Raw genomic sequence first — 14,427 nt, 5'->3', positions numbered from 1 at the left:
TGGGGTAGTGGTAGTTCGAAAAGATCGATTACGGCGAGTCGGCCGTCGTGGAGGAAGATATGGACGTTCGGCATTCCGATATCGTCAACCTCGAAGAGAAGGTGAAGAAGCTCTCCTACTCACGCTATCTTCCGACGATGAAGCTGCTGAATGTGCGCAGCTTCGATAGTCAAGCTATCTCGTTTGATTTTCCCGTTACCGCCGTAATCGGTACGAATGGGGGTGGAAAAAGTACAATTCTCGGCGCCACCGCTCTCGCCTACAAAGACGTAAAGCCAGGCGATTTTTTTCCAAAATCGAACATTGGCGATAATAGCATGGCTAACTGGCGGGTTGAATATGAAGTCCTGGATAGAGGTGTAAACAAGACCTCAGTTTTTCCTCGCAATGCGCATTTTACCAAGGCGAAGTGGAGGCGAGACAAGGTTGCTGAGCGCGATGTTGTTGTAATTCCAATCCAGAGAACCGTTCCTGCAAACGAGCAGACTAAGTTTAAGCACTTTATTGGCATCGCCGCGAATTCGGAAGTCGTGAAGCAGCCTATTGATGATGCTGTGGTCGGATACGTCAGTCGGATTTTAGGGAAGGATGCCAAGGGCTATGAGCGGGTCACCCTAAAGAGTGACAAGTCTAAAAGCATCCTCATCGGAATGCGTGGCGCCAACGACTATTCGCAGTTCCATTTTGGTGCCGGCGAAGCCTCTATCATAGAAATGGTGTCGCGGATCGAAGGCGCGGACGACGATTCTTTGATTTTAATCGAAGAGATTGAAAACGGCCTGCATCCGCTCGCGACCGAGAAGATGGTCGAATACCTAATTGATGTCGCCCAGCGTAAGAGCGCTCAAATCGTTTTTACGACCCACTCGGAGTACGCTCTCACCGTACTGCCTCCCAAGGCCATTTGGGCCTGCATTGAGGGGATCGCCTATCAGGGCAAGCTCACAATCGAGAGTCTCCGCGCGTTGACCGGAAAGGTGGCGAAGGATGCGGCCATTTTTGTGGAAGATGACTTTGCGAAGGACATGGTCGAGGAGATGTTCCGCCAGTATGCGGCTGATATTTTTGAGCGGGTGCAGGTCCATAAGGCGGGTGGGTACCCGTACGTCGTGAACGTGCTGGACCACCACATCAAGAATCCAACTACCTCTCACCCGGCGACCGCTATCATTGATGGTGACAATCCTCCCCTAAGCAAACCTAACGAAGCCGTTTTTGAATTGCCCAAGGGTGCGCCCGAGGTTGTGGTATTCGGATACATTCGAGATACGGCGGAGTACAATAGCGCTTTAATAAAGCAGCGTTGCCAGTGTCCCGGAATATCGCAAACGGAATTGGTTAAGGTTATAGAATCCGTTGCGCTAGACACAACTGACCATCACCTATATTTTGCAAAGCTCGGAGACAAGCTTGGCTTCATCTCCGAGATTATAATTCGTCGCGGCCTGGCTTCGATCTACGTTGAGCAGAATGCCGAGACGATGAAGCCGCTTGTCGCCGCTGTGCGTGGCTATATGAAGCTATAGTCGTCACGCGGCGGAGCGCGCTTCGATGATCACTCCTACCCGGGTTGATCATGAGCCTCACCCCTTCCCCCACCGCCCCATCTCCGCTACACCCCCGCCCGATGACCCGCCTGCCGCACCACCACGGCTGCCACCACCATCCGAACTCGCCTCGCGGGATCGGCCGGGTCCGCGCGCTCTAAGCCGAGCGACCCAGCCAGAGCCCCGCCTAGCGGATGGGGCTTGGCTCAAGCGCCATCCGTCGAAGCCTAGAAGATTTAGGACCGACGCATGACCACCGATCTGCCCCTCCCGAACGACGCCCTCGACACCCCGGAAACCTTCCGCCCCGAGGCGCGCGCCCCGCGCGGCTTCGCCGACAAGCGCGCCCGCGACCTGCGGGCCGAGCGGGCGATCCTGGAGGCGGTGTCGGCGGTCTATGAGCGCTACGGCTTCGAGGCCCTGGACACCGGGGCGTTCGAATATGCCGACGCCCTGGGCAAGTTCCTGCCCGACAGCGACCGGCCCAACGAGGGCGTGTTCGCGCTTCAAGATGACGCCGATCAAGGGAAAGAGGGGCAGTGGATGGCGCTGCGCTACGACCTGACCGCGCCGCTGGCCCGGTTCGCGGCCCAGAACTGGGAGACCCTGCCAAAGCCGTTCCGCCGCTACGCCTTCGGGCCGGTGTGGCGCAACGAGAAGCCGGGGCCGGGGCGCTTCCGCCAGTTCATCCAGTGCGACGCCGACACGGTGGGCTCGGCCCGTCCGGAGGCCGACGCCGAGATCATCGCCATGGCGGTCGAGGGGCTGGAAGCGGCCGGCCTGCCGCGCGGGGCGGCGGTGCTGAAGATCAACAATCGCAAGCTGCTGAACGGCCTGCTGACCTCGGCGGGGGCCGAAAGCGCCGGCCAGAAGCTGGCCGTGCTGCGCGCGGTCGACAAGCTGGACCGCCTGGGCGTCGACGGGGTCCGGCTGCTGCTGGGCGAGGGGCGCCTGGACGAGAGCGGCGACTTCACCAAGGGCGCGGGTCTGAAGGGCAAGGCGATCGACTCGGTGCTGGACTTCGTGTCCGCCGGGGCCGGTGGGCGTTCCGCGACCCTGGACAATATCGCCAAGGTGATCGGTGGCTCGGCCGAGGGCGACGAGGGGTTGCTGGAGCTGTCGCGGATCGACGCGGCCCTGACCAGCCTGGGCATCGCCGACGACCAGGCCTTCATCGATCCGTCGATCGTCCGGGGGCTGGAATACTACACCGGCGCGGTGTTCGAGGCCGAGCTGCTGCTCAGCACCACGGACGAGAAGGGGAACAAGGTCTCGTTCGGCTCGATCGGCGGCGGCGGGCGCTATGACGACCTGGTGGCGCGGTTCACGGGGACGGCTACCCCGGCCACGGGCTTCTCGTTCGGCGTCACCCGCCTGGCGGCGGCGCTGCGGGCGGCCGGACGCGAGCCGGGCGGCGTGGCGCGCGGGCCGGTGGTGGTGATCACCTTCGACCAGGCGCACATGCCCGAGTACTTCTCCGTGGTCGGACAGCTGCGCGCGGCGGGCATTCCGGCCGAGGTCTATCTGGGGACCTCGGGCATGAAGCCGCAGATGAAATATGCCGACCGCCGGGGCGCGCCGGCCGTGGTCATGCTGGGCGGGGACGAGATCGCCGCCGGCACGGTGACCATCAAGGACCTCGACGCCGGCCGCCAGGCCGCCCAGGGCCTGGCCGACAACGCCGCCTGGAAGGCCGAGCGTCCCGGCCAGCAGACCATCCCGCGCGACCAGCTGGTCGCGGCGGTTCAGAAGATCATCGAGGGCTAGCTGATGAGGCTCGAGCGTTCCATTCCGGCGGAGGCGCTCGACGCCATCCGCGCGCCGCTGCTGCTGGCCGGCGCGGCCCTGACCGACGCCCCGGTGCTGCAGCCCCTGGGCCTGCTGCTCGACCTGACCGGCGAGGCCATGCGCTCGCGGCTGTTCGTCGTCTCCGGCGACGGCGGCGAGGAGGCCTGCCTGCGTCCGGACTTCACGGTCGCCGTGGCCCGCCAGCACTTCGAGAACGGCGGGCAACCCGCGCGCCGCCGCTACGAGGGCAAGGCCTTCCGCGTCGCCCCGCGCGGCTCGGATCGCGCCGAGGAGTTCCTGCAGCTGGGCGTCGAGGCCTTCGAAGCGGGCGACCCCGTGGCCGCCGACGCCGAGATCGCTTCCCTGGCTTGGGCGAGCGCCGCCGCTGGCGGCCGGTCGGACCTGTCGATGATCCTGGGCGACGTGTCGCTGTTCGCCGCCTTCGTCGACAGCCTGGACCTGGCGCCGCCCCTGGCCGCCCGGCTCAAGCGCGCCTTCGCCAAGCCGCGCCAGCTGAAGGCCGAGCTGGACGGCGACTCGTCGGCCCTCTCCAGCGAGCAGTCGCGCATCGCCTCGCTGCTGGCCGGCCTGCCCGAGAGCGAGGCGTCGGCTGTGCTGCAGGAGCTGTGGTCCCTGGCCGGCGTCGAGCCCGTCGGCGGCCGCCGTCCGGCCGAGATCGCCCACCGCCTGGTCGAGAAGGCGCGGGCCGCCAAGGCCGGCCGTCTGGACGCCGCGCAAGCCGACAAGGTCCGCGCCTTCCTCGCCGTCTCGGATCGTCCAGACGCGGCGCTGGACGCCATCGCCGCGCTTGCGGGCCCCAACGACGCAGCGCTGAAAGCCGCCATCGCCGGCTGGCGCGCGCGCCTGTCGGGCATGGCCGAGCGCGGCGTGCCGTTGGACAAGGCCACCCTGGCCGCCGCCTTCGGCCGCGCCTTCGGCTACTACGACGGCTACCTGTTCGAGGTGCATTCGGACGCGCTGGGTCCCGAGCGGCCCGTCGCCGCCGGCGGGCGCTATGACGGTCTGCCCTCCAAGCTGGGCGTTTCCACCAACACCGGCGCTGTGGGCTGCATGGTCCGTCCGGCGCGCGCCTATGCGGGAGGCGGCGAATGAGCGGCTCCCAAGAGAAGAATGAGCCGATGATCTTCGCCATCCCCTCCAAGGGCCGTCTGAAGGACCAGGTCGAGGCCTGGCTGGCCGACTGCGGCTTCAAGCTGGAAATGACCGGCGGCGCGCGCGGCTATTCGGCCGAGCTGGCCGGCCTGCCGGGCGTCTCCGTGCGGCTGCTGTCGGCGGGCGACATCGCCGCCGGCCTCGACAGCGGCGACCTGCACCTGGGCGTCACGGGCGAGGACCTGCTGCGCGAGCGCGGCGACGACATGGACAGCCGGGTCATGCTGCTGCGGGCCCTGGGCTTTGGCCGCGCCGACCTGGTGGTGACCGCGCCCAAGAACTGGCTGGACGTCGACACCATGGCCGATGTCGACGAGGTCGGGCACCTGCACCTGGCCAAGACCGGCCGCCGCCTGCGGGTTGCGACCAAGTACGTCACCCAGACCCGCGCCTTCTTCGCCCGCCACGGCGTCGCCGACTACCGGATCGTCGAGAGCAGCGGCGCCACCGAGGGCGCCCCGGCCGCCGGCGCGGCGGAACTGGTGGTCGACATCACCACGACCGGCGCGACCCTGGCCGCCAACGGCCTGAAGATCCTGTCGGACGGCGTGATCCTGAAGAGCCAGGCCCAGCTGACCGCCTCGCTGGTCACCCGCTGGACGCCGGAGCAACTCAGCGCCCTTCGTCGGATGCTGTCGGTGGTCGAGGCCAAGGGGCGGGCGGGTAAGCTCGCGACCCTGGTCTGGCCGGCCGAGCAGGACGCGGCGGGGCAGGCGGCCGTGGCGGCCTTCGTCGCCAAGGGCGGCTCGCGCCGGGCCAACGGCGCGCTTCTCGCGACCGGCGACTTGTTCGACGCCGCCGCCGCCTTGGCCGCCGCCGGGGTCGAGCCCGTCACCGTGTCGCGTCCGGACTATGTGTTCGAGTCGCGCTCGGCCGTGCTGGACCGCTTCACGGCGGCGCTCGCCCGTTAAGTTTTGACGAGTTCGTCAAAATAGAACATCGATTCACGACGTAAATTCGACTTTCGGGTCCAAACAACGCCACTCGCGTCAAAAATTCGACCAAACCTTTGCGAAAAAGGGATTTGCCGCGTTGACACCGTCATGAATTTGACGTTTCTAGACACTGCAAGAGCGAAACGAGCCCAAAGAGAGCTCCCGTTCTTCGGCGTTTCGGGGAGGAAACGCCCGCCTAGATCGAATGATCGAGAAAATAGCCAGCCCGTCGCGATTATCCCCCGCGGCGGGTTTGGTGTATCTGGGCCCTGGCTAACGCTTTTGACGGAAGAGTCAAAAAGTATCCCGGCCTAAAATCTCCGCCCAATGCTCCGACGCCCTGGATGGCCGGACGTTACCGCCGAACGCGGAGCGCGCGTGTCTCGATCAGGGGAGGCGAGGATCAGGGGTTCACCCCCTCGTGCGAACGCGCCATGGCCCGCTTATAGGCGTCGCGGCCCGTGGTGCGGGCGAGATAGCCCTGTTCGACCTCGCCCAGGGTGATCCCGCAAGTCCGTTGGCCCAGGTCCAGGGCGTAGGTCACCGAGATGTCGGCGGCCGTGAAAGCCTCGCCGGCCAGGTAGGGCGAGCTGGCAAGCCTTTGGCCGACCAGCTTCAGCCGCTTCTGGAACGACCGCCGACACCAGGTCGCGCCCCAGTTCTCGCGCTCGGCCTCGGGCGCGATGAAGCGGCTGACCACGACGGGCATCATCAGGGTCGCGAGGCCGGCTTCGCCCAGGTGCAGAAATTGCTGATAGGCGGGGAAGGTCGGATCCCGAGGCGCGGGCGCCAGCGGCGTCGGCCCGTAGCGGGCCATCAGGTACTCCATGATCGCGATCGACTCGACCATGACGATGTCGTCGTCCTGGATCGCCGGGATGTAGTTGGCGGGGTTCCACCCTGGTCGATCCGCCGGGGCGTTCAACCCATCAACTCGGGGGGCCGAAATGATCCAGCCACAGCGTGCCAGCGTTGATCTGGGCGCCGGATTCGTTGAACGCGCCGACCAGCTTGACCACAATGTCGGTCCCGGCCTGGAAGGTGGCGCTGGCGCTGCTGTCGAGCACGACGTAGGTGTCGCCGCCGAACTGGAAATAGCGCCAGGCCGACGTCGTGTGGCCGTCGCCGGCGGCGGCGGCGTCGAGGTAGCTCTGGAACGTGGTCCCGGTGACAGCCGCCGCCATGTTCCCGTTGAAGGCCGCCGCACCGCCCTGCGCCGTGATGCGCACTTGGTCGCCCGAGCTAACGGTCAGCGTCGAGAAGACGCTATTGCTGGCGGCGTTGGCGGCGGTGATGTTGACCCAGTCCGCGCCCGCGCCGGTGTCAATGGTGCTGGCGCCGGCCCCCAGGCTGATGGTGTCGGCGCCCGTGCCGAACGTGGCGTTGAGGCTGGCCGCGCCGGTCACCGCCACGGTGTGCAACGCGCTCGCTAGCGTCGTCGATGTCAGGGTCAGGCTGCCCGCGCCAGCAACGTTCAAGGACGTCAGCGCGCTCGTATCAAGATTGTCCAAAGTCGAAGCCGAAGCGCCGGTCGTGACGTATAGGGTCGTGTAGTATCCACGATCCCGCAGCACCCCGCCCGTGATGTCGTTAACTGACAAGTTGAGGGTCGTGGTTCGAAGGCCGACCGACAAACCCGTGCGATTGTCTATATCGATGGAGCCACTGCCGTGGGCAAGGGTGAGGTTCGACAGCGCGTTGTCCCGAAGATCAAGAGTACTGTATCCAGAGACATCGACCATCGTAATCGTGCCGACCGAGGTCGAGGCGGGGCCTCTATTGGCATCATAGACGTTAACAGCGCCAGCAGTGACACCCGCTGTTCCCGGACTGGCGACGCTCGGCGCGGCGGAATGAACGCTTACCGACGTAGTGGACGCTGTACCGTTGACGGAGACGCGTCCATTGGTCTGGGTGGTGTTCACTGCATTCGTCGCGGCCTGGGTGATGGTCACGGTCGTCCCGCCGATCACAGAGATCGCCCCGCCTGTGACCGCGCCCGCCGTCGTAATGTTGAGGGCGACCGCGCCGGTCGGCGCGACCACGTCGCCGATGTTGAAATAACCCTCACCATTGCCACCATCCGTATTTCCGGTGGCGTTCACCGTGACGTTCCTGCCGCCATCGAGCGTGAGGTGGGCCGTCCCCTGGTTGCTAAGGGTAAGATTTGTGTCCGTCGTGGCTGCGGCCTTCACCGTGGAGCTGATGTCGAAGGCACCGCTGGCCGTGATGTTCAGCGTCTGCACGCCGGTGGCGCCGGACACGTCGCTGTCAACGGCAAAACCGCTGCTGATATTGACGGTCTCGATGTTGCTGACGTTGGAGAAGCTGGGGACGGTGTACATGCCGAAAGACGAGGCCGTGATCGTCAGGGTGTCATTACCGCCGCCACCGTTCAGAACGTCGCCCGCATTGAAGGTCGTATTCGTGCCCGCGAAGGTATCGGCCAACGAGCCGCCGGTGAATGTGTCTGCGCCGGCGGTGAGTGTGAACGCCTGGGCGACAGCGGTCGGACCCGTCGGCTGGGTCGGCTGGGTCGGCGGCGCGGGCGTGGGCAGGACGGCGGGCGCGTTGTCCAGGGCGTGGCCGGTGCCGTGCGACGGCGTGCCGACGGACGGCTGGTAGCTGAGGGTGATGTCGGTGTTGTAGGTCGCGGTCCCCTGGGCTACGGCGGCCAAGAAGTTGTTGGTCGCGGCGGCATAGAGGCCGACATCGGCCTTGATGGCCTCGCCCAGCAGATAGCCGGCGGTGGCGGCCTTCAGCGCAATGTCGATTTGGGCGGCGGTCGCGTTCGGGGCGATCATGCCGGCGCTGGTGGCCGTGGCCAGGATGGCGTCCTTGCGGCTGATGATGTCGGCGATGGCCTTGGCCGGGTCGATGCCGGCGGCCTGGGCGTACGAGCCGCCGATGATCGTCTGGTAGATCGAAGCCACGTAGTCGGCGAAGCTCAGGCTTCCGTACTTGGACGCGAAGTTGGCCGCGCCTTCGCCCTGCACGCCCAGATTGGCGGCGAAGTTGATGTAGCGGTTCTCGAGGCTGAACTTGGAATAATAGGGGTCGTTGAGGTCCGACGTGTTCGTTGCCGAATTGACCAGGTAGTCGATGCCAGCCTTGGTCGGGCTCTTGCCCGTGAAGAACTGGTAGGCCAGCACGGCCAGGCCCGTGGTGTTGTCGGCGCTGTTGACGATGTTGCTCAGCAGCTGGGCGTCGCTCAGCTGGCCGTTGGCGCTCTGCACCGCCTGGATCTGGAAGGTGGCCTGGGTCGCCGCGTCGGGACCGATGCCATCGTGCGCGGCCGTATAGGCCAGCACCAGTTGATCGTACGTGTAAGCCAAGAGTCCCCCTCAACCGCGCCCCGGCGCACGCATCGAAGCGGCGGCGAGGTCGGCCTTCAAATTTTCGCGGAGCCCCCGCGCTCAAAGCCTTGCGGACGAGGTCCTCAGGTCTCGGGGAGGTCGATAGCACCTTGACCCGGCCCGAGACTTGAACGCGGGGGGGCGAATATTTGTATGTGCCGCTCCAGCGCTCGCCGGGACCGTTTGGATCGCGCGCTTAGTCAGGGATCTCGGCCAGCCGGCGATAGTCCCGCGGCGACAGGCCATATCGCTGGCGGAAGGCGCGGCTGAGATGCGCGGCGTCGCTGAAGCCCAGGCGATAGGCGATGTTTCCGATCGGTTCGGCGCTGTCGAAACGGGTCAGGGCGGCCCGGGCGCTCTCCAGCCGACGATACAGAAGCCAGGTCTTCAGACCACCATCACCCCGGAAGGCGGCGGCCAACTGCTCGCTGGAGACCTCCAGGATCCGGCAAAGATCGGCGACCGTCACGGTTTTCAGGTCCAGCCGCTGCGCGATCATCTCGACGACGCGGACCTTCAACAGCTCCTCGGAGGTCGGGCGGGGCGGCGCGACGGAACGGGCGGCTTCGAACCCCAGCGCCAGCAATTCCAGGAAAGCGCGCTCGATGCGCGCGCCACCAGCCAGGTCCAGCGACGGCAACAGCGACCAGGCGGTGACGGCCAGGTCCAGGACGGAACGTGCGAGCTCGCCGCTCACCACCAGGCCATGCAACTCTTCCATCGGCGAGAACCAGGCCGCCGCGATCTCGCGCGGAATCAACAGGCCGTAAGTCAGGCTGGCCGTGGAGGCGTGCAGGGACGGCCGGGTCGGATCGTGGAAGTGATAGGAGCCGGCCGCTTCCAGAAACGCCCGGCCGTCCATGTCACCCCGGGCCAGCCCCTCCACCATCATGTTAACGATGATCGGATCGAAGCTCGACATCCGGATGTCCCGCGCGCTCCGCTCCCAGGTCATGCCCGTGATCTCGATCCGCCCGAACAGAAGCCGGCCCAGTGAGACCGTCTCTTCCAAGATGCTGAAGGGCTCGGTCGGCGCCGTCCGGTACACCCTGCCAATCCGCACCTGCTCCCGCGCCACCCACGTCTGGTGGCGCTGCTCTGGCGGCAAGTTGTCCGTCGAGAACCGATGAAACACGATGTTGGAGGAGGCCGAAGGATCTGACGCCAAGGAAAACAGCCAAGCAAAGCAAACGGCCACCCTAGGGCGTGAGCTGGCGCATTGGAAGCCGCGCTTGCTCTCCCGCGCCAAGGCAGCCGGGGCGACGGGCGCGATGCGCCAGAAGCGTCACGCCGCCTCGCCCATTTCCCCTCCAAACCCCGGGGGCAAAACCCTTTGGGCAAGCCAAGCTAGCTTACGCGCTCTGGTCGATGTCCGTTTCCCACCCCGAAATAGCCCCTACGAAGGTCTGCTTCCTGGCCTCGTCGGAGCGAGGCTACCTCCGCTCGCCATTCAGGCCCCCGCGCCCGGGAGCCGTGATCTCCACCGACCGTAGGCGGCGGCGCGGATCAGCCATTCGGCGGGACCGATCGGAAACTTGCGGAGCCAGAGCACCGCCATGGCGCCGGTGACCGCCCAGATCGCGGCGGAGGTCAGCATCAGTCCCGTGAAGCTGACCGATCCGACGAGGCCGCAGCCATAGAACAGCAGCGACGTCAGGATGGATTGCAGGCTGTAGGTGGTCAGCGACATCCTTCCCAAGGCGCGGAGGATCTTCGCCTCGCCCAGGACCCCCTGTCGGAACAGCAGCGTGGCGACGGCGAGGTGACCCATCGTCATGCCGAGCCGCGCCGGCTCATAGAGAAACGACCGCAGAGCGGACACGGCCGGGACCAGCCGATGAGGATCGAGCTCGAAGCCCGTTCGCGCCATCCAGGCCAGGTTGAAAAGGCGGACCGGCAGGCCAAGGCCGTAGCCGATCAGGGCGATCAACACATAGGTCTTGGTCGCGGCGGCGCCGGTCAGCAGGCCGGTGCGATAGAGCGCGATACCGATCAGCATGAAGCTCAGGCACTCGACGACGCCGGGCCAGCTCCAGGTCGACAGGTGTCGCGAGACCCAGCCGTCGGCGCTCCAGGCCAGCAAGCTTTTCAGGTGCGTGCGCTGCTCGATCCGCGCCGCGGTGGTGGAAGGGCTGGGATAGAGCGCCTCATGCGCGGACTGGACGGCCTGAAGAGAAGCCTGCTGGGCTTGCGAAAGGGGGCGTCCCTCGGCCTTCGCGGCTTCCGCGGCCGGCGCCGCGGCGTAGACCTGGACACCGCTGTTGGTCGTATAGGCCCGCAGGCCCGAGAGGCCGAGGAGAAGCAGGGCGGCGGCTATGCACAAGGTGCGCGGCCGGGCCACGCGAAAGGCCAGCAGGAACAGCCCGGAAATGCCGTAGGTCCACAGGATTTCGCCTGGCCACATGAAGACGGCGAACTGGACAATCCCCAAGGCCAACAGCACCAGGCATCGCCGCGCCCAGACATCGATCGGGCTGACCTGGGGCTGGCCGCCTTCGGCGCGCTTGAGCATCAGCGCCATGCCCGCGCCGAACAGGAGGGTGAAGAGGCCGCGCGCGGGGCCTTCGAAGAGGACCTGCTCCACGCACCAAAGGATGCGATCAAGGTTCCACTGGGAGGGATAGGCGAGGCCTTCACGCTCGCCGACCGTCCCCATGACGATGATATTGACCGGCAGGATCAAGCAGACCGCGATCCCCCGCAAAACGTCGAGGTTGGAGATCCGTCCGTCCGCTCCCGCGGCCGTGTAGACGTCACGCATGGAAACCCGGCTCCGCCCGCTGCCTGAAGCTAAACCTTAGGGGCGATGCTTAGGCGGCGGAAGTCTCCAGGCTATACCTTGGGTCGTGGGGCGCGCCGCAAGCTTCGCGGCTCACTCGCACGCCGCGCAGTGGGCGTCGTGATGGCGGCGGCGCCAGTTGGTCAGGTGGGCGCCGGCCAGCAACAGGCCGCCCAGCACGGTCAGCACGCGCTCGTCGGCGGCGGACGGGAACTCCAGGGCTCCGGCGATCATCAGGATCAGGCCCAGGACAGCCAGCGTCGCCAGCGGCCAGGAGCGCGGCCGGCGGGTCGATGTGTCGACGAACGACAGCACCGCCACCGGCGCGGCGATCAGCACGAAGACCACGTGCACCCACTCGGCCCGCGCCCAAAGGCCCAGCACCGGCAGCAGCAGGGCCAGCGCCGGCAAGGCCAGGCAGTGGACCAGGCACAGGGCCGACAGGCCGACGGCGGAGGCGTCCAGGGCCTTGGCGAGGGTAGGGGGCATGAAGGCGGCTCCTGGGGCTGGGTCGGCTCCTATCTAGGGGTGATATAATATAACACAAGGGGTCGCGCGTGACATCATGGCGAGGGCCATGGGGAACGAGCGCGCCGGCCGGCCGTTGTGGCGAAGGTTCACGGCGGCGGCGTCGCCAACCCGAACCGGTCGATCAAGGTTTGAGTCCATGGCTGGCGCGTTCAGGGATCGCTATCTCGATCTCCTCTGCTCGATCTACATCTACAATGAGCACCGGGGTTACACGGCGATAGACCGCATGCTGTGGGCGGTGCGGTCGAGCTGGCCGGACGATCACAGGCTGATCGACCTGATCGAGAAGCACCGCGCCGACGAACGCAAACACTACATGATGTTTCGGCGCTGGTTCGAACGGCGGGGCGTCATGCCGCTGGATGTCGATCGCGCCTGCGGCCACATCGACCGCTTCGTCGAGATCATGTTCGGCTCGCCGATCGACGCGCTCGACCCCGCGCTGATCGGCCGCGAGGACCTTTTCGAGCGTCTCTGCCGGGTTATCTCCCTGACCGAGAAGCGGGGCCACCGGCAGGTCCAGGTCCTGCTGCGCAATCCCTGGGTTCGCCAGGACGCGACCCTGACCAAGATCTTCCGCGTGATCGAACAGGACGAGCCTAGTCACTGGGCGCCCTATGACGGCTGGCTGGCCGACCATGGCCGACGGCAGGCGAACGGGTACGAGCGCGCGGTCGACGGCTTCATCCACGGCGAGTTGTTGGCCCTGAAGCTTCCGCTGCTGTTCCTGTCGCGGGGCCGCGCCCGCCGGACCACCTGGCCCGACGCGCAAGACGACGAGCGGCTGTCCGGGCTGGCGCTCGCGGCCGCCTGAGCCGTCGCCGGCCCTGAGCGGATCAGCGCCCGAGGATAAGCGCCGTCGCCGCCAGCATCCGCGGGTCGCGGCCGATGGCGATATCCTTGGCCGTCGTGGCCACGGCGATGTCGGGCTCGATGGCGGCGTCCGGCTGGGGCGTCGCGGGGAAGCTGGCGATCAGCGGCAGGTCCACCTCCAGCTTCGACGCCGGCAGCTGCAGGAAGAAGAAGGCCCCGCCATTGATGCCGCGCCGGTTGCCGCCGGTGGTCTGGCCGACCAGCGTCGCCAGGCCATTGTCCTTGCAGGTCTGGTCGAAGCCGAAGGTGGCCGAGCTGTTGGAGGCGTCGCACAGCACCGCCACCCGTCCCTTGAACCGGCGCCCGGTCGGCTGGATCAAGCTGGACTTGCCGCTATCCCCGGCGCGCGTCAGTCGATAGTAGCCGGGCCGCTCTTGCGAGGCGACGGCCGCCTCGCCCCAGTCCAGAAAGCTTCGATCCCAGGTCTTCAGGTGGGGGCGCAAGCTCTCGGGCGCGGTGCGATAGCGGGTCCAGCGCTGGTCGCGCGACAGCGGCAGGTCGCGATCGATCAGACGGCTGATGATCACATTGCCGCAGTCGATGCCGCCCTCGTTGCCGCGCAGGTCGACGACCAGGCCGCGCGCGCCGTCGCCGGTCAGATCGTCCATCACCCCGCCCAGCCAGGTCCGCCAGTCGAAGTCGGACTCGTAGAGCGCCCAGCCGGGCATGGTCAGGCGATGCACGCCGTCCTCGCCCTTGCTCAGGGTCCACGGGTTGGCGCTCTTGGCGACCTCGACCGTGGGGGAGAAGCCGGCGCGACGGTCGGCCAGGGTCAGCAGGGGGGCGCGAACGATGCGGCCGTCGGCCAGGGTGAAGGCGGCGGCGTCCTTCAGCGGCAGCACCAGCGGCAGATGGATGTCGAAGGTCTCGAAGCGATCCTCGCCGCGCGCCTCCATCAGGCTGACGCGCTTGGCCCGGTTGGAGCCGTCGGCGCGGGCCAGCGGGGTCAGGCGGGCCAGCAGGTCCTGGGTCGCGACGCCGTCGATCGCCGTGATCGCCGCGCCGCGTGGGAACAGGGCCGCGCCGCTGTCGTCGCGGATCACCACCATCCGGCCGTCGATCCAGCGGAACAGGAACGGGACCAGCGACCGGTCCGGATAGATCCGCGCCACGGTGGCGTCGCTGCTGTTGTAGGGGCTGGGATAGGTGTGGCCGCACTTCAGCGAGGCGGTGACGCGGGTCAGGGCCAGGAAGCGCTCGCGAAACGTCCCCGGCGCGGCCCAGGCGCGGGCCAGGCCGTCCAGCCGCGTCGAGATCTCTCGCGGCGTGCTGTAGCGATAGACGCCGGGGTGCATCGTCTCCCAGGCTTGGCGCAGGATCGCGACGTCGCCGCTCCAGTCCTCCGTAACGGTGTTCGCCCAGGCGGGCAGGGCGGCGCCAAGGGCCAGACCGCCCGAAAGCCGCAGCAGGCGACGACGATTCAAGGCCATGGATGAGTCCTCACG

11 protein-coding genes are annotated in these 14,427 nt (G+C 66.7%); 5 read left to right on the top strand and 6 right to left on the bottom strand.

Annotation, left to right across the window (positions count from 1 at the left end; all coding sequences use genetic code 11):
* Positions 1-59: 59 nt before the first annotated feature.
* The 4 genes from ACW175_RS22855 (at position 60) to hisG (ending at position 5,419) form a co-directional block, all read left to right on the top strand.
* Positions 60-1,526, top strand: coding sequence for an ATP-dependent nuclease (locus tag ACW175_RS22855; RefSeq protein WP_492102205.1), 1,467 nt, complete (start codon positions 60-62; stop codon positions 1,524-1,526).
* Between the two features lie 270 nt (positions 1,527-1,796).
* Complete coding sequence (gene hisS / locus ACW175_RS22850) at positions 1,797-3,314, top strand: histidine--tRNA ligase (protein WP_492102204.1); 1,518 nt, start codon at positions 1,797-1,799, stop codon at positions 3,312-3,314.
* A gap of 3 nt (positions 3,315-3,317) precedes the next feature.
* On the top strand, positions 3,318-4,448 hold the full coding sequence (locus ACW175_RS22845; protein ID WP_492102203.1) for an ATP phosphoribosyltransferase regulatory subunit: 1,131 nt from the start codon (positions 3,318-3,320) through the stop codon (positions 4,446-4,448).
* Positions 4,445-5,419, top strand: a complete 975-nt coding sequence (hisG, locus tag ACW175_RS22840) for an ATP phosphoribosyltransferase (protein WP_492102202.1) — start codon at positions 4,445-4,447, stop codon at positions 5,417-5,419. The genes ACW175_RS22845 and hisG overlap by 4 nt, the downstream gene beginning before the upstream one ends.
* Positions 5,420-5,846: 427 nt before the next feature.
* Here the strand turns inward: hisG and ACW175_RS22835 are convergent, their stop codons facing one another.
* The 5 genes from ACW175_RS22835 to ACW175_RS22815 all read right to left on the bottom strand — a co-directional run bounded on the left by ACW175_RS22835 (position 5,847) and on the right by ACW175_RS22815 (position 12,067).
* A complete protein-coding gene (locus ACW175_RS22835) occupies positions 5,847-6,368 on the bottom strand; it encodes a glutathione S-transferase family protein (RefSeq protein WP_492102201.1) in 522 nt (173 codons plus the stop codon).
* 4 nt (positions 6,369-6,372) lie between these two features.
* Positions 6,373-8,778 carry a hypothetical protein gene (locus ACW175_RS22830; protein ID WP_492102200.1) on the bottom strand — a complete coding sequence of 802 codons (2,406 nt, stop codon included), beginning with the start codon at positions 8,776-8,778 and terminating at the stop codon, positions 6,373-6,375.
* A 217-nt stretch (positions 8,779-8,995) separates the two neighbouring features.
* On the bottom strand, positions 8,996-9,967 hold the full coding sequence (locus ACW175_RS22825) for a helix-turn-helix transcriptional regulator (protein WP_492102199.1): 972 nt from the start codon (positions 9,965-9,967) through the stop codon (positions 8,996-8,998).
* Positions 9,968-10,249: 282 nt separating this feature from the next.
* Positions 10,250-11,560 (bottom strand): DUF418 domain-containing protein, encoded by a 1,311-nt coding sequence (locus ACW175_RS22820; protein WP_492102198.1) that lies wholly within the window; start codon positions 11,558-11,560, stop codon positions 10,250-10,252.
* Positions 11,561-11,671: 111 nt separating this feature from the next.
* Positions 11,672-12,067, bottom strand: a complete 396-nt coding sequence (locus tag ACW175_RS22815; protein WP_492102197.1) for a MerC domain-containing protein — start codon at positions 12,065-12,067, stop codon at positions 11,672-11,674.
* Between the two features lie 178 nt (positions 12,068-12,245).
* On the opposite strand from ACW175_RS22815, the gene ACW175_RS22810 reads away from it, so the two are divergent.
* Complete coding sequence (locus tag ACW175_RS22810) at positions 12,246-12,923, top strand: ferritin-like domain-containing protein (RefSeq protein WP_492102196.1); 678 nt, start codon at positions 12,246-12,248, stop codon at positions 12,921-12,923.
* A 22-nt stretch (positions 12,924-12,945) separates the two neighbouring features.
* On the opposite strand, the gene ACW175_RS22805 is transcribed toward ACW175_RS22810, so the two are convergent.
* Positions 12,946-14,412: a S41 family peptidase gene (locus tag ACW175_RS22805; protein WP_492102195.1), complete on the bottom strand. Its 1,467-nt coding sequence runs from the start codon at positions 14,410-14,412 to the stop codon at positions 12,946-12,948.
* Positions 14,413-14,427: the final 15 nt, after the last annotated feature.

This window comes from Caulobacter sp. FV1ye6ST (genome assembly GCF_058681225.1).
The sequence above is the reverse complement of the archived record's forward strand: the minus strand, read 5'-3'. Positions and strand labels throughout refer to the sequence as shown.